At 34.8% G+C, this 17,661-nt stretch carries 14 protein-coding genes and 1 tRNA gene; 9 read left to right on the top strand and 6 right to left on the bottom strand.

What is annotated here, in order from left to right; all coding sequences use genetic code 11:
* Nucleotides 1-24 precede the first annotated feature (24 nt).
* On the bottom strand, nucleotides 25-1,896 hold the full coding sequence (locus L1I30_RS02975) for a cation:proton antiporter (RefSeq protein ID WP_236132760.1): 1,872 nt from the start codon (nucleotides 1,894-1,896) through the stop codon (nucleotides 25-27).
* Between the two features lie 281 nt (nucleotides 1,897-2,177).
* On the opposite strand from L1I30_RS02975, the gene L1I30_RS02980 reads away from it, so the two are divergent.
* The 5 genes from L1I30_RS02980 (at nucleotide 2,178) to L1I30_RS03000 (ending at nucleotide 8,722) form a co-directional block, all read left to right on the top strand.
* The gene (locus tag L1I30_RS02980) at nucleotides 2,178-3,041 is read left to right on the top strand and encodes an MBL fold metallo-hydrolase (RefSeq protein WP_236132761.1); all 864 of its coding nucleotides are present in this window, start codon (nucleotides 2,178-2,180) and stop codon (nucleotides 3,039-3,041) included.
* A 7-nt stretch (nucleotides 3,042-3,048) separates the two neighbouring features.
* The gene (locus tag L1I30_RS02985; RefSeq protein WP_236132762.1) at nucleotides 3,049-4,728 is read left to right on the top strand and encodes a S8 family peptidase; all 1,680 of its coding nucleotides are present in this window, start codon (nucleotides 3,049-3,051) and stop codon (nucleotides 4,726-4,728) included.
* Nucleotides 4,729-4,731: 3 nt separating this feature from the next.
* A complete protein-coding gene (locus L1I30_RS02990; protein WP_236132763.1) occupies nucleotides 4,732-6,618 on the top strand; it encodes a M1 family metallopeptidase in 1,887 nt (628 codons plus the stop codon).
* A 96-nt stretch (nucleotides 6,619-6,714) separates the two neighbouring features.
* Nucleotides 6,715-7,107: a ribonuclease P protein component gene (rnpA, locus tag L1I30_RS02995; RefSeq protein WP_236132764.1), complete on the top strand. Its 393-nt coding sequence runs from the start codon at nucleotides 6,715-6,717 to the stop codon at nucleotides 7,105-7,107.
* Nucleotides 7,088-8,722 carry a S41 family peptidase gene (locus L1I30_RS03000; protein ID WP_236132765.1) on the top strand — a complete coding sequence of 545 codons (1,635 nt, stop codon included), beginning with the start codon at nucleotides 7,088-7,090 and terminating at the stop codon, nucleotides 8,720-8,722. Before rnpA ends, L1I30_RS03000 begins: the two co-directional genes overlap by 20 nt.
* On the opposite strand, the gene L1I30_RS03005 is transcribed toward L1I30_RS03000, so the two are convergent.
* Nucleotides 8,723-9,163 carry a GNAT family N-acetyltransferase gene (locus L1I30_RS03005; RefSeq protein ID WP_236132766.1) on the bottom strand — a complete coding sequence of 147 codons (441 nt, stop codon included), beginning with the start codon at nucleotides 9,161-9,163 and terminating at the stop codon, nucleotides 8,723-8,725.
* A gap of 76 nt (nucleotides 9,164-9,239) precedes the next feature.
* Nucleotides 9,240-9,671, bottom strand: coding sequence for a ribose 5-phosphate isomerase B (gene rpiB / locus L1I30_RS03010; protein ID WP_236132767.1), 432 nt, complete (start codon nucleotides 9,669-9,671; stop codon nucleotides 9,240-9,242).
* A gap of 1,139 nt (nucleotides 9,672-10,810) precedes the next feature.
* Here rpiB and rnr point away from each other — a divergent pair.
* From rnr to L1I30_RS03025, 3 genes are all read left to right on the top strand, one after another.
* Nucleotides 10,811-13,006, top strand: a complete 2,196-nt coding sequence (gene rnr, locus L1I30_RS03015; RefSeq protein WP_236132768.1) for a ribonuclease R — start codon at nucleotides 10,811-10,813, stop codon at nucleotides 13,004-13,006.
* Between the two features lie 95 nt (nucleotides 13,007-13,101).
* Nucleotides 13,102-13,773 carry a head GIN domain-containing protein gene (locus L1I30_RS03020; protein WP_236132769.1) on the top strand — a complete coding sequence of 224 codons (672 nt, stop codon included), beginning with the start codon at nucleotides 13,102-13,104 and terminating at the stop codon, nucleotides 13,771-13,773.
* 31 nt (nucleotides 13,774-13,804) lie between these two features.
* Nucleotides 13,805-14,530 carry a LysE family translocator gene (locus L1I30_RS03025; RefSeq protein ID WP_236132770.1) on the top strand — a complete coding sequence of 242 codons (726 nt, stop codon included), beginning with the start codon at nucleotides 13,805-13,807 and terminating at the stop codon, nucleotides 14,528-14,530.
* 103 nt (nucleotides 14,531-14,633) lie between these two features.
* On the opposite strand, the gene L1I30_RS03030 is transcribed toward L1I30_RS03025, so the two are convergent.
* The 3 genes from L1I30_RS03030 to L1I30_RS03040 form a co-directional block, all read right to left on the bottom strand.
* Nucleotides 14,634-14,704 (bottom strand) — tRNA-Cys (locus tag L1I30_RS03030).
* Between the two features lie 53 nt (nucleotides 14,705-14,757).
* On the bottom strand, nucleotides 14,758-15,114 hold the full coding sequence (folB, locus tag L1I30_RS03035; RefSeq protein ID WP_236132771.1) for a dihydroneopterin aldolase: 357 nt from the start codon (nucleotides 15,112-15,114) through the stop codon (nucleotides 14,758-14,760).
* A gap of 48 nt (nucleotides 15,115-15,162) precedes the next feature.
* Complete coding sequence (locus tag L1I30_RS03040) at nucleotides 15,163-15,876, bottom strand: ZIP family metal transporter (protein WP_236132772.1); 714 nt, start codon at nucleotides 15,874-15,876, stop codon at nucleotides 15,163-15,165.
* A gap of 108 nt (nucleotides 15,877-15,984) precedes the next feature.
* Here L1I30_RS03040 and L1I30_RS03045 point away from each other — a divergent pair, with 108 nt between their 5' ends.
* A complete protein-coding gene (locus L1I30_RS03045) occupies nucleotides 15,985-17,661 on the top strand; it encodes a glutamine--tRNA ligase/YqeY domain fusion protein (protein WP_236132773.1) in 1,677 nt (558 codons plus the stop codon).

The following is a 17,661-nucleotide window of genomic DNA, read 5'->3' on the forward strand; positions in this document are numbered from 1 at the left end:
CTTGGTTTATATAAGTGTTATCTATTAATCTTCATCAACTGCATCTTCATAATTATCATTCTCTGCCTGGTCTTCTTCTTTCTGAATTTGTTTCCCCAGATATACCAGCAAATATCCTTCTTCAATTTCCACTTCTGAACTATGTGAAGGGATTATTTTTAGATCTCCCTCCACATCTTTCACAAATAAAGGAACGATCTCGGCATCGGTCTTGGATATTTCTATTAGACCTTCATAGTGTTCCTGGCTATTTAAAAGTATTTCATGAATGGTTGGATACCTTCTGGCAACCTCTGTAAGCTTAATATAGTCGTCTGTATGCGAGAACAAACCTTCTTCAGGGTTTCTTTCGGGATCGTTCATTTCATCGGCAGATATTACTCTAAAAGATCCTCTTTCTCCAAACTGTTTTTTGAATTTTGAAATAGCAGTTTTATTTATATCACTGTTTCCAGTAATTGCCATTAAATATCCTATATCATTCAATTCAATATTATTTAAAAGATCATCGGCATAGACACTTCCTTCAATAGCATCTATTCCTAAGGCTCTTGCTTTCCTTACATTATCGCCGTTATTATCTACTAACACAACGTGTCGTTTATTATCATGAAGGTATTTCGCAATAATTCTAGAAATAGAAGATGCGCCAATAATTAAGATTCCTTCAGAATTTTTAATGAACACTCCCACCAGTTTAGCAAATAACCTGGCAGTTGTAGCATTTAATAACACCGAGCAAAGTACTATCATAAATACCAGTGGCGTAATATACTCCGCTCCTTCAATACCTTCCTGTACCAACTTTAAACCAAATAGAGATGCAATACCGGCTGCTACTATCCCTCGTGGGCCAACCCAGCTTACAAATGCTACTTCATTTATTTTCAACCCTGAACCAATCGAGCTTAATATCACTCCTATTGGTCTTACCACAAGCACTACTATTCCAAATAGAATTAGAGATTTCCAGTTAAAAATAAGAAGCAATTCTTCCAGTTCAATATTAGCTGATAGTAGGATAAAAAGAATAGAGATTAAAAGTACACTTAAAGATTCTTTGAAGTATAAAAGCTCTTTTAGGTTAGGTAGTTTTTTATTTCCCATTACCATTCCCATTACCACAACGGCTAAAAGTCCGCTTTCATGGGCAAACTGATCTGCCAGCACAAATACTCCCAATACGGTAGCTAACGTAAATACATTCAGTAAATAGTGAGGAATTATATGTTTTTTTATTAGAAAAGCTAAAATGTTGGCAAAAGTGAATCCGAAGGTGAATCCAAAAAGAAGGATCTTTCCAAATTCTATTAATGCGGTTTGTGTAAAATCCTGTCCACCTTCAACACGAATAAACTCATAAACCAATACGGCTATAAGGGCTCCAATAGGATCTATTAATATTCCTTCCCATTTAAGGATGGACGAAATATGTTTCTTTAAAGGAATATTTCTTAGAATAGGGGAGATTACGGTAGGTCCCGTTACTATTATCAATGAAGAAAACAAGAAGGAGATCTGCCAGCTAAAGCCATATATGAGATGTGCCGCCAGGCCGGCTCCAAAAAATGTCACTATTACTCCAACACTAATCAATTTCAAAATCACGGGACCCACATTTCCAATTTCACTTTTTCTAAGAGTAAGTCCACCTTCAAAAAGAATGATAGAAATAGAGAGTGAAACAAAGTAGAAAAGACTTTCCCCAGGAAACAGTCCTTCAGTACCATTCCAAATGGGCTCCATCCACTTGGTTCCATCTTCTGAAATAAGTGTAGAAATAGGACCAACAAAAAGACCAATTAAAATTAGCGGAAGAATTGCCGGTGTTTTGGTTTTCCAAGCTACCCATTGTGCTAATATTCCTAATATTATTAAGCCTGCTAACTCTAACATTCTGTATTATTTTAATTTATGTTTTGAAACTATATATGCCGGTATGGCTTTAAAAATAGTGTTAATTATTTAACTACGCCTAATTCCACCAAAAATGAAGTTATTTCTTAAGATAAATTTCATTTTAAGCAGGCGTTTTTTTAGAATTGGCTAAGTACTTAAAAAAAATGATTGCCATTTCAGGACAATAATCAAATCTTTGTTAAAAAGATGAAAATAAAAAGCAGAGAATTTAAGCATGTTTTGAGGTTTTAGTACTTTGCAGTTCAAATTGCACGATTATGAAATTATACCCAATAGAGGCGGGAAATTTCAAACTGGATGGTGGCGCTATGTTTGGCGTGGTACCAAAATCCCTTTGGAATAGAACAAATCCTGCCGATCAAAATAACATGATTGATATTGCTGCGCGCTGTTTGTTAATTGAAGATGGTGATCGTCTTACTTTAATCGACACAGGAATGGGAGATAAGCAAAGTGAAAAATTCTTTGGATATTATTATCCTTGGGGAGAGCATTCCCTTGACAGATCTCTTAAGCAACATGGATTTCACAGAGATGATATTACCGATGTATTTATGACGCATCTACATTTCGACCATTGCGGGGGAAGCATCCAGTGGAATAAGGACAGGACAGGTTATGAACCGGCCTTTAAAAACGCTAAATTCTGGAGCAATAAAGATCACTGGTTGTGGGCCACCCAGCCAAACGCAAGAGAAAAGGCCTCTTTTTTAGAAGAAAACATCCTTCCTATAGAACAAAGTGGTCAGCTGAATTTTATAGATAGAAAACCTTCTCAAAAATTCTTAAAGTCTGAAGAGATGGATTTTGGAGTACTTTTTGTAGATGGACATACCGATAAACAAATGATCCCTCATATTGAATATAAAGGGAAAACCCTGGTTTTTATGGCCGATTTACTGGCTACAGCCGGTCATGTCCCTCTTCCATATGTTATGGGGTTCGATACAAGACCCTTGCTTACATTAGATGAGAAGGAAGCGTTTTTAAATACCGCTGCCGATAAGGAATATTATTTATTCCTGGAGCACGATGCACATAATGAGATTATTACCGTTCAACACACCGAAAAAGGGGTGCGTTTGGACAAGACTTTTACTTTTAACGAACTTTTTAATTAAAATTTAAATGAAAATACCAGTTTTCAAGCCCCTATTAATAGCTGGCTTAACCCTTACAATTGCCGGATGTAGCAGTACTTCACCTGCATTAGTTTCTACTCCTATTGAAAATATAGACCAACTTCCTTTAAAAGTGATGCCTCTTACCGATGCACAACTTAAAGACTGGAATGAGGCCGATTTACTTTTAGACACTATTCCGGGAATGAGTGTAAAAAGAGCTTATAATGAGATCATCAAAACCCGCAAAGGTGCAACTGTTATTGTAGGAGTTGTTGATAGTGGGGTAGATATCACGCATGAAGACTTAAGAAGTGTTGTTTGGATCAACAAAAATGAAATTCCCAACAATGGCAAAGATGATGACAACAATGGGTATATAGATGATATTCATGGATGGAATTTCTTAGGGGATGCCGTAGAAGAAAACTTAGAATATGTTAGAATCTACCGCGATCTTAAACCTAAATATGAAGGGAAATCCTCTAGTTCTGTTAGTACTGCAAATGGGGAAGAATTTGCTCTTTATCAAAAAGTGAAAGCTGAATTTGAAAAGGAGTTTACAGAATCTGAGCAAACCAAAGTTCAGTATACAAGTATAAAAGCGCAGCTTACAGAAGCACATGAAGCAGTTTCTAAAAAACTGGGAAAAGAGGATTATACCAAAGAAGAGTTGGCAAAAATGGAAGTTTCAGATAACATCATGGGCCAGTATAAAGTTATGCTGACACAAATTCAGCAAAATGTAGATGAAAACATTCCTGAGGCTTTAAAGCAATTAGACGGTGCTATCGAGTATTTTGATAACAGGTTGAAATACAATTTCAATACCGAACTTAATGCCCGAGCCATAGTAGGAGATAACCCAGACGATATTACCGATACTAAATATGGTAACAACGATGTAACCGGACCTACCGAAGACAAAGAAGATATTAAGCATGGAACTCACGTTGCCGGTATTATTGCTGCAAAACGCAATAATAACATAGGTTTAAACGGGGTTGCTAACAATGTTGAAATCATGGCTCTTAGAGCTGTCCCAGATGGAGATGAATATGATAAAGATATCGCCTTGGCAATACGCTATGCAGTAGACAATGGGGCAAAGGTTATAAACACCAGCTTCGGGAAATATTATTCTACCCATCCGGAATGGGTGATAGATGCTATTAAATATGCAGCTAAAAAAGATGTTCTTATTGTAAATGCAGCCGGAAATGAAAGTTTGGATCTGGAAACAAACCAGGTATATCCTAACGACCAGTCATCAGAAGCACCTTTAGAAGTTGCCGATAACTTTTTAACCGTAGGAGCCTTGAATTATAGTTATGGTTCAGGATTAGTGGCAAGCTTTTCAAACTACGGAAAGACCAATGTAGATGTTTTTGCACCGGGAACTAAAATCTGGTCTACAACACCTAACAATACTTACGAATATTTACAGGGAACTTCTATGGCTTCTCCGGAAGTTGCAGGAATTGCAGCCATGATTAGATCGTTCTATCCAAAACTTTCAGCTAAAGAAGTAAAGCAAATTATTATGGATAGTGGTCTTTCTACAACAGCATCAGTAGTAGTGGGAGAAGAAAAAGCTACCAAAAAATTTACCGACCTTTCGGTATCAGGAAAAATGGCAAACTTGTACAACGCCCTTATTTTAGCCGATAAAGTTTCTAAAAGATAAATTATGAAGAAAATACTATTAAGCCTTTCAATACTTACCAGCTTTTGGGCAAGTGCTCAAAATAATACTACTTACTGGCAACAGCATGTAGATTATAAGATGGATATTAACATGAATGTTGATAACTTTCAATATACTGGAAATCAAGAATTAAAGTACACAAATAATTCACCTGATACCCTAAATCAAGTATTTTATCATATGTTCTTCAATGCTTTTCAACCGGGAAGCGAGATGGATATGCGTTTGCAAAGCATTGCCGATCCTGATGGTAGAATGGTAAATAATCTTGGTACCAAAGAAGAGCCTAAATATGAGAGTAGAATAAGCAAACTTCAACCTAATGAAATTGGATATTTACGTGTTTCAACTTTAACTCAGGACGGACAAGAAGTTCAGTTTAAAGAAGAAGGAACAGTTTTACACGTAAGTTTAGCTGAACCTTTAGCTCCAGGGAAATCGACTACGTTAAAAATGGAATTCAAAGGACAAGTGCCAGTTCAAATCCGTCGTTCAGGAAGAAATAATGCTGATGGAGTTGCGCTTTCCATGACCCAATGGTATCCTAAATTAGCTGAATATGACTTTGAAGGTTGGCATGCCGACCCGTATATAGCCAGAGAATTTTTCGGTGTTTGGGGAAATTTCGATGTGAATATCACTATCGATAAAGATTATATCATTGGAGGAACCGGAGTATTGCAAAATGCCGATGAGATTGGGTATGGGTATGAAAAAGAAGGAACCAAGGTAAAACGTAAGAAAGGAAAGACCCTTACATGGAATTTCAAAGCCAATAATGTTCACGATTTTGCATGGGCTGCCGATCCTGAATATATTCACGATTCTATGGAAACTGCCAGCGGTGTAACCCTACATTTCTTATATAAAAATGACCCTAAGGTTAAAGAAAACTGGAAAAAGATCCAGCCGGAAACTGCTAAAGTCTTAGAGTATTTCAACACCCATATTGGACAATATCCATGGAAACAATATTCTATTATTCAAGGTGGAGATGGTGGAATGGAATATGCTAATTGTACCTTAATTACCGGAGGAGAAGATTTTAATAGCTTGATGGGAACTACAGTTCACGAATTTGCACATTCATGGTTCCAACAGTTATTAGGTACTAACGAATCTCAATATCCTTGGATGGATGAAGGCTTTACAAGTTATATATCAGGAATGGCCCGTGAGAGTTTAGCAGGAAAAGAAAGTGTAAATCCATTTGCGGGGAGCTATAGAGGTTATAATTATTTGGTACAATCTGGAAAAGAACAGCCAATGTCTACTCATGGAGATAGATATGAGTATAATATGGCATATTCTATTGCCTCTTATACGAAAGGAAGTATTTTTCTTTCTCAGTTAGGTTACATCATTGGAAAAGAGAATTTACAAAAGACCTTAAATCGTTATTATGATGAATGGAAGTTTAAACATCCGGCACCAAACGATTTTATTAGAGTAGCTGAAAAGGTTTCGGGAGCAGAGCTTAGCTGGTATTTAAACGATTGGACAAATACTACCAACACTATCGATTATGCTATTAAAGAAGTAGCTGAAAAAGATGCTTCAACGGAAGTTACTTTAGAGCGTATTGGACTAATGCCAATGCCTTTGGAGATCACAGTAAGTTATACCGATGGTAGCGAAGAGAATATTTACATTCCTCTAAAAATGATGCTATGGGAAAAACCTACTGCAGAAAATGAGGCTAGAACCGTCGCTAAGGACTGGGCTTGGGCCAGTAAGAACTACAAATTAACACTTAATAAACCTAAGGCTGATATCTCTAAAATAGAAATAGACAACACTGGGTTAATGGCAGATATTAACCGAGAAAATAACGTTTTTAAAGCTACAACTACTGCTGAAGGTGAGTAGATCTTCTTAGTAATTGTATTCTTTTAAAGAAAAGAAAATCCGTTTTGGGACTTCCCGAAGCGGATTTTTTTAATTTAGCCACTTCAATAATAAATAATGAGTGAAAAATTTCCTTCTTCAGAAAAACTGAAAAGTAAGATCTTGATTGATGCCCTGTTTACAGAAGGAAAAAGCATTAAGAACTTTCCCATCAAGCTGGTATATCTTCCTATAAAAGATCTCCCGGTCACTTCATTTAAGACAGGTTTTTCGGTTCCTAAGAGAAACTTCAAGCATGCGGTTGATAGAAATTTATTGAAACGATTAATGCGGGAAGCCTTTAGAAAAAATAAGTATCTTGTAGAGAGCAACTTTCAGGATAAATATGCGTTCATGTTTATTTATACCGGAAGGAAAAAAATAGCGTATTCTGAAATTACCACTTGTATTAAAAAGCTCTTAGAAACTTTTATTGAAAGGCACTCAACTCATGAAAACTTCCATACTTAAAAAAATTACCATAGTTACTTTGAGCCTGGGACTCTTCCTGGGAATGTCTAGTTTTAAAGCCGATTTTTTTGAAATTGCAAAACAACTGGAAATCTTCACTACCTTCTTCAAAGAACTCAACATGAATTATGTTGATGAGACCAATCCTGCCGAATTAATGGATACGGCTATTAAAGCAATGCTAACAGATCTTGACCCTTATACCAATTATTGGAATGAACAGGATGTAGAAGCAGCAAGAATGAATACTGCCGGAGAATATCAGGGAATTGGAGCTGCAGTGCGTATACAGAATGAAAAATTTACAATTTTAGAAACATATAAAGGCTTTGCTGCCGATAAAGCCGGTTTAAAGGCCGGAGATGAAATTATAAAAGTAGGAGGACTAGATGTTTCAAATTATAAAGAAGATGCAGGAGAATTGCTTAATGGGGCTCCAAATTCTGAGATCAGTTTAACCTATATTCGTCAAGGGAAAACACATACAACTACGTTAAAAAGAGGGACGGTAGCATTAAAGGCTGTTTCGTTTTATAAACTTTTAGAAGACCAGACCGGTTATATTGTACTTTCAAGATTTAATGAGAAAGCTTCAGAAGAAACCATTAAAGCTTTAAAAGATTTAGAAAGTCAGGGTGCTAATAAAATCATTCTGGATTTGCGTGGGAATCCAGGGGGCTTGCTAAGCGAAGCTATTTTAGTAAGCAATATTTTTATTGATAAAGGTCAAACTATTACCACCACTAAGTCGATTATCGAAAAATACAATCAGCAATATACAACTCCTAAGGAGCCTATAAATACCAAAATTCCCTTAGCCGTACTTATTAACGGAAGAAGCGCTTCAGCCAGTGAGATAGTTGCAGGAGCAATTCAGGATTTGGATAGAGGTGTAGTTGTAGGAGCGAGAAGCTTTGGAAAAGGTTTGGTACAAAGACCTAAAGAACTGGCTTATGGTACACAGTTAAAAATTACAATTTCCAGATACTATACTCCCAGTGGAAGGTGTATACAAGCACTTAACTATAGGGAAAGGGATAAAGATGGAAATGCGGTTAGAACAAAAACGGAAGATTATAATGAATTCAAGACCAAAAACGGAAGAAGTGTTTTTGATGGTGGAGGAATTTTACCAGATGTACAATTGGAAACTTCTGAATACAGCGCTATTACCAATGCTTTGTTAGCGTATGGTGCTATCTTCGATTTCGCTACTGAATATTATTACAATCATGAAATCGATAATTTAGCTGAATTTAAATTTACCGATCAGGATTATTCTAATTTTAAAAGCTTCTTACAAAAGAAGAATTTCAGTTATCAAACCCGTACAGAAGCAGATTTAATGGAAGCAATGAATACGGCTAAGAAAGAAGCTTTTAAACCAGAAATAATTCAGCATTATAAAAATATTCTTAAAGAAATTGAAGTATCGAAAACGGCAGATCTCGATACTAAATCTCCGGAAATAAAAAGTTTGCTTACCGATGAAATTATAAAGCGTTATTTCTATCAGGAGGGATTATATCAATATTATTTAGATAATAACCCAGAAATTCTAGAAGCAAGAAAGATCCTTAACAATAAACAAAAGTATCTGGATATTTTAAAATAATCAGGATTTAAGCATTGCTATATGCGGGATACCATCTTCCAAATAGCCTTTACCTACTTGATTAAAACCATGACTTTCATAGAATTTGGTTAAGTATTGCTGGGCAGATAGTTTGATAGTAGTTGTATAGAAAGTCTTTTCTATTTGATCTATAGATTCCTTTAATAGGTCATGGCCATATCCATATTTACGCTCTTTGGCATCAACCACAACCCTTCCAATAGAGGCTTCTTTAAAATAGTCACCGGGTTTAAAACAACGAGTATAAGCTATCACTTCGCTATTTTTAATCCCTAATACATGTAATGCCTTCTTATCTTTATTATCTATATCCTGATATACACAATCCTGTTCTACTACAAATACTTCGGCACGTAATCGCAAAATTTGATACAATTCTTCAATTGTAAGATCTTCAAAGGTTTTAGCTATTATTTTCATTTAGTTGAATATAGGGGTCGAATAACTGGAACAAGAATTTTTGTTCAAATAAATCTTTAAAACATTGAGTAATTAATTACTTGGCAGCAATCTTATTTACCCTGGTTTGATGGCGACCTCCTTCAAAAGCAGTGCTTAAAAAGGTCTCTACCATATCTATAGCTTGAGTTTGAGATACAAATCTTGCTGGGATACTAAGTATATTAGCATCATTATGCTGTCTTGCAAGCTTCGCTATTTCATTAGACCAACATAATGCACAACGCACTCCTTGGTGCTTATTAGCCGTCATAGAAGCGCCATTTCCACTTCCGCAGATAATTATACCCAAATCGACTTTTTTGTTTTCTACATCAGTAGCTACAGGATGTACAAAATCAGGATAATCTACACTATCTTCAGAATTGGTACCATAATTCGTTACTACGATACCTTTAGATTCAAGATAAGCTACTACCGCATACTTGTACTCGGTTCCAGCATGATCGTTTCCAATTGAAATATTCATAAACTCTTGTTTTTTTAGGTTAAACAAAGGTAAAAAATGGGTTGTTAACTGGAATATTTTTCATTGTTAATTCATATTTATATTTCCCTTGTTTTAAAGTACTTAACAAGTGGGATAAATTGTGAATAACAAATGATGAAAATCTAACAACCAAATTTGGAAATATGAAATAATTTTGGAATAGAGAAAAAATTATGAGCTTATGAAATTATAACTATGGAATTTTTGGAGAAGTTATTAGCATCAAAAAATGGGTTGTGAACATCAATTTTAAAATAGATTTTCAACGAAAGCTTTTAACAATATGAAAATCCCTATTGTTAACTAAATCTTAAATTAATAAGAGTATCAATCACTTACCGAAATATAGTCTTGTTAATAACTCAACATCAAATGTTGGTATTATAAAATCCAATTTTTTCTCAAAAAAGTTATGCTACAAATTAACAAGCTATAATAACCATCAGTTTTAATTTTTTAAAAAGAAGAAAAGAAAATATAATATTATATATGTTAACAACTACTATTGAATTCTAAACTTATAAAGATGACTTACCTGCCTATAGCTGTCTTTGTGTTTTTAAAAAAATGATTGGGCTAAAAATTTAAAGAGCTATTAGCTGTAATTTTTAAAGTATTGATTTAGAGTGTTTTGAGTTAGTATAATATGGATTAATAAAATTGAGGAAAAGCTATAACTCTGATTCACAGTACTTGATGGAAGAAGCAAATAAAAAATTAATTGTTGGTATCAATTTTAAAAGCTACTAAAGTTTGAGGCGTAGAAATTTCAATAAAACTGTGTTTATTAAGACTTTTGTTTACATATGTTACAACGCTCAATATCCCTAATAGAAAAATCAAGAAGAAAAGTATCGATATCTTAGTTGCTTTAGTCATAACAATCTCTAATTAAGTCTAAGATCAGGGGAAATTGTCAGGTAGGGATTACTATAAAATTAAGAAAACTTTAAGAAATAAAATAATTTTTCTTAATTTTTTTATTCATAAAGTTTTGGCTATCAACGATAAAGGATAAGCTAAACTAAGCCTATATTTAAAATAGGCTTAACAAAACTTTAGTCGCAGAATAATTTAAAGTCACTTTTTAGCTGTAATTTTATGCTTTAATATAATTTATGAAGAAAAAGAATAATAGATCTGGAGAAAAAGGAAATCTGTCAAAATCAATTTTAGATATCTTAAGAAAAGCTCCTGATAAAACTTTCAATTACAAACAAATTGCAGAAAAACTTGGCGTTAATGATGCCGGTTCACGTAATAAGATTATACGAAAGTTGGCACAACTTGCTGCCGGAAAACAAATTGTAGAACAGGATCGAGGGAAATTTAAAATTGTTGCCAATTTAGATTATTATACCGGGGTGTTGGATATGACAACCAAAGGTTTTGGTTATGTGGTTGTTGAAGAATTGGAAGACGATATATTCATTCCTGCAAATGCTTTAAATAAAGCTTTGAATGGTGATGAAGTAGAAATATATGTTTATAACAAACGAAGAAAGAGAAAGTCGGAGGGCGAAGTCGTTAAAATTTTAAAACGTAAACGAACCGATTTTGTTGGAATTTTACAACTTCAGAAAAATTTTGGCTTTGTAGCGATTCAAGATCCAAAAATGTATACCGATGTTTTTGTTCAAAAGAACAAAATGTTAGATGCCCAGGATGGCGATAAAGTGGTGGTAACTATTGAAGAATGGCCTGAAAAAGCTGATTCTCCGTTTGGAAAGATAAAACAGGTTCTTGGAAAACCGGGTGAACATCAAACCGAAATACATGCCATTCTCGCTCAATATGGATTGCCACATGAATTTCCAATAGAAATAGAAGATTTTGCTAATAAAATTGATACTTCTATTCAAGCTTCAGAAATCAAGAAAAGGAGAGATCTGCGCGAGGTGTTAACCTTTACTATCGATCCTAAAGATGCGAAGGATTTTGATGATGCTCTTAGTTTTCAAACTTTAGAAAATGGAAACTACGAAATAGGAATTCATATTGCCGATGTTTCACACTACTTGCAACCTGGAACTATTCTCGATGAAGAGGCTTATCAAAGAGCAACTTCCGTTTATTTGGTAGATAGGGTAGTACCTATGTTACCGGAAATTCTTTCAAATAACGCCTGTTCTTTACGTCCAAATGAAGAAAAATATACGTTTTCAGCAATTTTTGAAATTGACAAGAAAGGTCACGTAATTGAACAATGGTTTGGAAGAACTGTAACTTTATCTGACGAACGTTTTTCTTATGAAGAAGCACAGCATATTATTGAAACCAATGAAGGAACAATCCCGGAAGAAGTTTCTATACGAGATGCCGCATATTCGGTAAGTGAAGATGTTGTTTTTGCTGTTACTACTTTAAATGAGCTTGCTAAGAAAATGAGAACCCGACGTTTAAATGAAGGTGCTATCTCATTCGATAAAGTGGAAGTGAAATTCCAGTTAAATGAAGAAAATGAACCTACCGGTGTGTTCTTCAAAACTTCAAAGGAGGCTAATAAGCTTATTGAGGAATTTATGTTGCTTGCTAATAAAAAAGTGGCCCAATTTATTGGAAAACAAACTCCTAAAAAAACATTTATCTATAGATGTCATGATGAGCCGGATGAATCAAAATTGAATTCCCTGCAAACCGTGGTGGCTAAGTTTGGTTACAAACTAAATTTAAAGGATAGAAAATCTGTTACTTCTTCTTTGAATACGCTTTTAAGTGATGTGCAAGGAACCAAGGAGCAGAATATGGTAGATACCCTTACTATTAGAACTATGAGTAAGGCTTATTACAGTACCAAGAATATTGGGCACTATGGTCTGGCGTTCGATTATTATTCTCATTTTACCTCACCAATTAGAAGATATCCTGATGTAATGACACATAGATTATTACAGGAATATCTAGATCAGAAACCTTCTGCAAAAGAAGAGGAATACGAAGAAAAATGCCATCACAGTAGTGAAATGGAAAGTCTTGCGACTAATGCCGAGAGAGATTCTATCAAATTCATGCAGGTGAAGTTCATGATAGATCACAAAGATGAGCAGTTCTTGGGAGTTATTTCAGGGGTTACCGAATGGGGTATCTATGTGGAAATAATAGATAATAAATGTGAAGGGATGGTACGTTTGAAAGATATTACCAACGATCACTACGAATTTAACGAAGAGCAATATGCTATTGTGGGTAGAAAAACCGGTAATACATACCAGCTTGGAGATGAAGTATATGTTGATGTTAAAAATGCCGATCTCTTAAAAAGACATCTGGATTTTAATTTAATAGGAAGTAAAGAAGAAGTTGAAAATAATTAAAGCAACATCTTTTACGTTTGAGTTAATATTCCCCTTTTTAAAGGGGGATTTTTTATTAATGTAATAGCTGTAGCAATCAATAAAAATTAATTAAAATGAAAAAGATACTATTTAGCATGTTTATAATTCTTGGCGTGCAATTGCATGCTCAGGAAATAACCATGGATTTGGAAAATTTCTCCCAGGCTGAAGTAACCAACGGACTTAAAGTGGAATTAATTCACGGAGAAGTAAATAAAGCCGTTATAACTGGTCTTAGTAGAGATAAGGTGGATGTAAAGGTAGATAAGGGTGTTCTTAGCGTTAAAATGGCTTTAAATAACATTTGGAAGGAAGATAATACCCTTGTGCAAATTACCTATAAGCAACTTCATAGAATTGAGGCCAGGCAGGGATCGGATGTAGAAGTGAAAAATAATATGAAACAATCTATTCTAGAATTACGTGCTCAGGAAGGTTCAGACATTAAAGCACAGCTGGAAATAGATAATTTAGTAGCCAGTTCGGTTACAGGTGCCAGCATAAAAGTAATGGGTACGGCAACTAATCAAGAAATAGAAGTAAAGGCTGCAGGCGATTTTCAAGGTGAAAACCTAATTGGAAAGGATGTAGATATCAATATTTTAGGAGGAGGAACCGCCAATATCTATTCTAATAGCTATGTAAACGCAAATATCAAGGCGGGAGGAAATATTTATATTTATGGAGCTCCTAAGAATATAGATGAAAAAACAACTTTTGGAGGTACAATCAAAAAGATAAACTAATAGCTTACCTTTGTGAAAATCACATTTTTGTATGTTTCAAGATGTTCTGGCTGCAATACCCCTGGGATTTTTTTTAGCGTTCCTTTTAGGTCCGGTGTTTTTCGTATTACTGGAAACAGCTGCTATTAAAGGCTTTCGTGCCGCAATTTCTTTCGATTTAGGGGTTATTTTTGCAGATGTTGTTTTTCTGTTGATAGCTTATTTAAGTACTTCAAAATTACTTGCTAGTTTAAAAGATGATCCCGCACTTTTTATATTTGGAGGGATGATTCTGGCTACTTATGGATTGATGTCATTTATTCAAACAAAAAGGTCTATTTCGGTTGAAGAAGAGACTCCGGAGGTTAGAAAATTATACAGACGAGATTATTTTGGTCTGGCGGCTAAAGGGTTTTTACTAAACTTTATTAATATTGGTGTGTTAGGCTTCTGGTTGGGACTTATCATTGTTTTTGGGCCCTCCCTTAATATGGAAACCAATAGGATTGTAGTATTTTTTAGTACGGTACTAGGTACTTACCTGGTATGTGATGTTTTTAAAATTTTATTAGCTAAAAAATTGAATAGTAAACTTACTCCCGATCGCATCTATAAGATGAAGAAAAGTATTAGCATTATTATGGTAGTATTTGGCGGAATCTTAATAAGCAGAGGTGTATTTCCTAAAAGAATGGAGCGTTTACAAGATCAAATAGAAATTATTCAACCTGAAAATGTAGTTTTTGATCTAGATAAAAAAGAGGACCTAAAGAGCTAAGTTCTAAAATTATATAGATAATTACTCATCTATGCCTTCAATTTACTCTAAGTTAGAAGATTATAATAAATAAAAAAAGCTTCCATTTGGAAGCTTTTTTTTGAGGCATCGAGCGGATTCGAACCGCTGTACGAGCTTTTGCAGAGCTCTGCCTAGCCACTCGGCCACGATGCCATTATTTTGGGTTGGCAAATGTAATAAAATATTTCAGTAAAGAAACAAAAAATCTAACGGGATTTACTTCTGCACACAGTTACCATTCCAACATCTCCGCCAATTGGCGGATTTATTTTAGAAACTTCAACTTCAACTTTTTGAACCATAATAATTTCTAACAGCACTCTATTCAAGATACGTTCTGCTACCGTTTCCAATAATTTAGAACGTATAGCCATTTCTTCTTTTACAATTTTATTGAGATGAACATAATCTATAGTATCGCTCAGTGCATCTGTATTTGCAGAGTGTGAGAGATCACCTTTTACGCACAGGTCTACTCTGTAATCGCTTCCTATTTTACCTTCTTCAGCTAAACATCCATGATATGCAAAAACCTTGATGTTTCTTAATTTGATTTTTCCCACAATAATAAGTTTTAACAAAGGTAAAACCCATATTATAAATAAGGAATATTAAATCAGTTTTTCTCCAATTATACCAATTAGAAACCCAAGATTAGCTCCAAGGGCTGGAAGCCAGTTTTGCTTGATTGGAACTTTAGGCGCTATATCCTGAAATATCAAATAAAGAATACCTCCGCTTGCAAACATCATTAAGCCGGAGGTAATACTCGGAAAATCTGTTAAGAGATAATAGCCTCCTAAGGCACCTGCAATTCCAGAAAAGCTAAGCAGAAATAAAATGAATAGAGATCTATTACTCGTCATGCCACTATCTATAAGGTCTTGATAAGAATTGAATGATTCAGGCAAATTTTGCAATCCTATAAATACCGCTAGTAATGTGCCAGTTTTAGGATCGGTGGCAAAAACTGCTCCTAATACAATGGCCTCCGGAATAAAATCCATTAACATCGCTAATAGCTGGCCGGCTTTACCTCCTTTTTTAGCAATAAATCTATCTATAATAAAGAAACTTATCGCACCCCCTAAAAACAAAAAGATGATGAAACTTAATTTTAAATTTTCCATTCCCTCCGGGACCAGCACTAAGGCTAAGGCCGATAATATGATTCCTGCTCCAAAGGCTGTAATACTGTGAAAAATGGCAGTTTTATATCTATTAGAATTTAATTTATGATGTAGATATTTAGATAGAACTCCACCCAGAAAAACCGTTATTCCCGAAAAGGAGGATAATAAGATTACTTTCAATACTGCAGACATCGATTTGTTTATTGATTTGAGATATTAAATTTATGCATTCTTATGTGTTGTATTTATACTTACCGAGTGAATTTTCTATAACTTTGCAGACTATTTTGATTTAAAATTATGATTGAAGAAAAGAAATCACTCAATTTTATTGAGCAAATTATAGAAGAAGATTTAAAATCTACACATAAAAAGGATGACCTAAAATTTAGGTTTCCCCCAGAACCTAATGGGTATTTACATATTGGTCATGCTTCCTCCATTTGTTTGAATTTTGGATTGGGAGAGCGTTATAATGCCCCTGTAAACTTAAGGTTTGATGATACAAATCCAATTAAAGAAGAACAGGAGTTTGTAGATGCTATTAAAGAGGATGTGCTTTGGCTTGGTTTTAAATGGGCTAAAGAATGTTATGCTTCCGATTATTTTCAGCAATTATACGATTGGGCTGTAAAAATGATTAAAGATGGCGATGCTTATGTAGACAGCCAGGATTCAGCTGCAATTGCAGAGCAGAAAGGAACCCCTATCAAACCGGGTGTTGCAAGTCCGTATAGAGAAAGGTCCGTAGAAGAAAATCTGGAGCTGTTTGAAAAGATGAAGAACGGGGAGACTTCTGAAGGTGCCCATGTTTTAAGAGCTAAAATAGATATGGCTTCTTCCAATATGCTTATGCGTGATCCAATTATGTATAGAAGCCTTCATAAAAAACATCATAGAACAGGGAATAATTGGATGATCTACCCGATGTATGATTGGGCTCATGGAGAAAGTGATTTCATTGAGAGCATATCTCATTCCTTTTGCACTTTAGAATTCTTGCCTCATAGAGAACTATATAACTGGTTCGTTAAAAAAGTTAGTAAAGAAGGAGATTTTATACCTAAGCAGCGCGAATTTGCACGCCGTAATTTAAGTCATACAGTAGTAAGCAAACGAAAGCTGCTGCAATTAGTAGAAAAAGGAATTGTAAGTGCTTGGGATGACCCTAGAATGCCAACTATTTCAGGTTTAAGAAGAAGAGGTTACACTCCTATGTCTATCAGGAAATTTGCAGATACCATTGGGATTGCCAAAAGAGAAAATATTATAGATGCTTCCTTATTAGAATTCTGTATTAGAGAAGATCTTAATAAAACTGCACCTCGTGTAATGGGAGTGCTTGATCCTGTAAAATTGGTAATAACCAATTATGAAGAAGGGAAAGAAGAGTGGCTGGAGACAGAAAATAATCCTGAAGATGAGAAAGCTGGTACAAGAAAGATTCCGTTTTCTAAAGAGCTTTATATTGAAAGGGAAGATTTTAAGGAAGAAGCAAATAGAAAATTTTTCAGACTTAGCCTTGGAAAGGAAGTACGTTTGAAAAGTGCATATATCATTAAAGGAGAAAGCGTTGTAAAAGATGAAAACGGAGAAATCACCGAAATTCATTGCACGTACGATCCTAAAAGTAAAAGTGGAAGTGGAAGTGAAGAATCTTTAAGAAAAGTGAAAGGAACCCTTCATTGGGTGTCTGTTCCCCATGCAATAGAAGCTGAAATAAGACTTTATGATAGGTTGTTCAATGTAGAATCTCCAGATTCAGATAAGGAAAAAGATTTCTTGGAATTTGTAAATCCTGATTCTTTGAAAGTCATAAATGGCTTTGTAGAGCCCAGCTTGGAAGGAGCCGGAGTTGCTGAGAAGTTTCAATTTCAACGAATGGGATATTTTTGTGTTGATAAGGAAAGTTCGAAAGGTAATTTAGTATTTAACCGTACTGTTGCGCTTAGAGATTCTTGGGCTAAACAGAAGTAA

This window comes from Gillisia lutea, from assembly GCF_021568705.1.
GTDB classification, from domain to species: domain Bacteria; phylum Bacteroidota; class Bacteroidia; order Flavobacteriales; family Flavobacteriaceae; genus Gillisia; species Gillisia lutea.

Excerpts from the sequence above, each read along its gene's own strand:
- L1I30_RS02975 (WP_236132760.1), bottom strand. The coding sequence starts at position 1,896 with ATGTTAGAGTTAGCAGGCTTAATAATATTAGGAATATTAGCACAATGG.
- L1I30_RS02980 (WP_236132761.1), top strand. The coding sequence starts at position 2,178 with ATGAAATTATACCCAATAGAGGCGGGAAATTTCAAACTGGATGGTGGC.
- L1I30_RS02985 (WP_236132762.1), top strand. The coding sequence starts at position 3,049 with ATGAAAATACCAGTTTTCAAGCCCCTATTAATAGCTGGCTTAACCCTT.
- L1I30_RS02990 (WP_236132763.1), top strand. The coding sequence starts at position 4,732 with ATGAAGAAAATACTATTAAGCCTTTCAATACTTACCAGCTTTTGGGCA.
- rnpA (WP_236132764.1), top strand. The coding sequence starts at position 6,715 with ATGAGTGAAAAATTTCCTTCTTCAGAAAAACTGAAAAGTAAGATCTTG.
- L1I30_RS03000 (WP_236132765.1), top strand. The coding sequence starts at position 7,088 with ATGAAAACTTCCATACTTAAAAAAATTACCATAGTTACTTTGAGCCTG.
- L1I30_RS03005 (WP_236132766.1), bottom strand. The coding sequence starts at position 9,163 with ATGAAAATAATAGCTAAAACCTTTGAAGATCTTACAATTGAAGAATTG.
- rpiB (WP_236132767.1), bottom strand. The coding sequence starts at position 9,671 with ATGAATATTTCAATTGGAAACGATCATGCTGGAACCGAGTACAAGTAT.
- rnr (WP_236132768.1), top strand. The coding sequence starts at position 10,811 with ATGAAGAAAAAGAATAATAGATCTGGAGAAAAAGGAAATCTGTCAAAA.
- L1I30_RS03020 (WP_236132769.1), top strand. The coding sequence starts at position 13,102 with ATGAAAAAGATACTATTTAGCATGTTTATAATTCTTGGCGTGCAATTG.
- L1I30_RS03025 (WP_236132770.1), top strand. The coding sequence starts at position 13,805 with ATGTTTCAAGATGTTCTGGCTGCAATACCCCTGGGATTTTTTTTAGCG.
- L1I30_RS03040 (WP_236132772.1), bottom strand. The coding sequence starts at position 15,876 with ATGTCTGCAGTATTGAAAGTAATCTTATTATCCTCCTTTTCGGGAATA.
- L1I30_RS03045 (WP_236132773.1), top strand. The coding sequence starts at position 15,985 with ATGATTGAAGAAAAGAAATCACTCAATTTTATTGAGCAAATTATAGAA.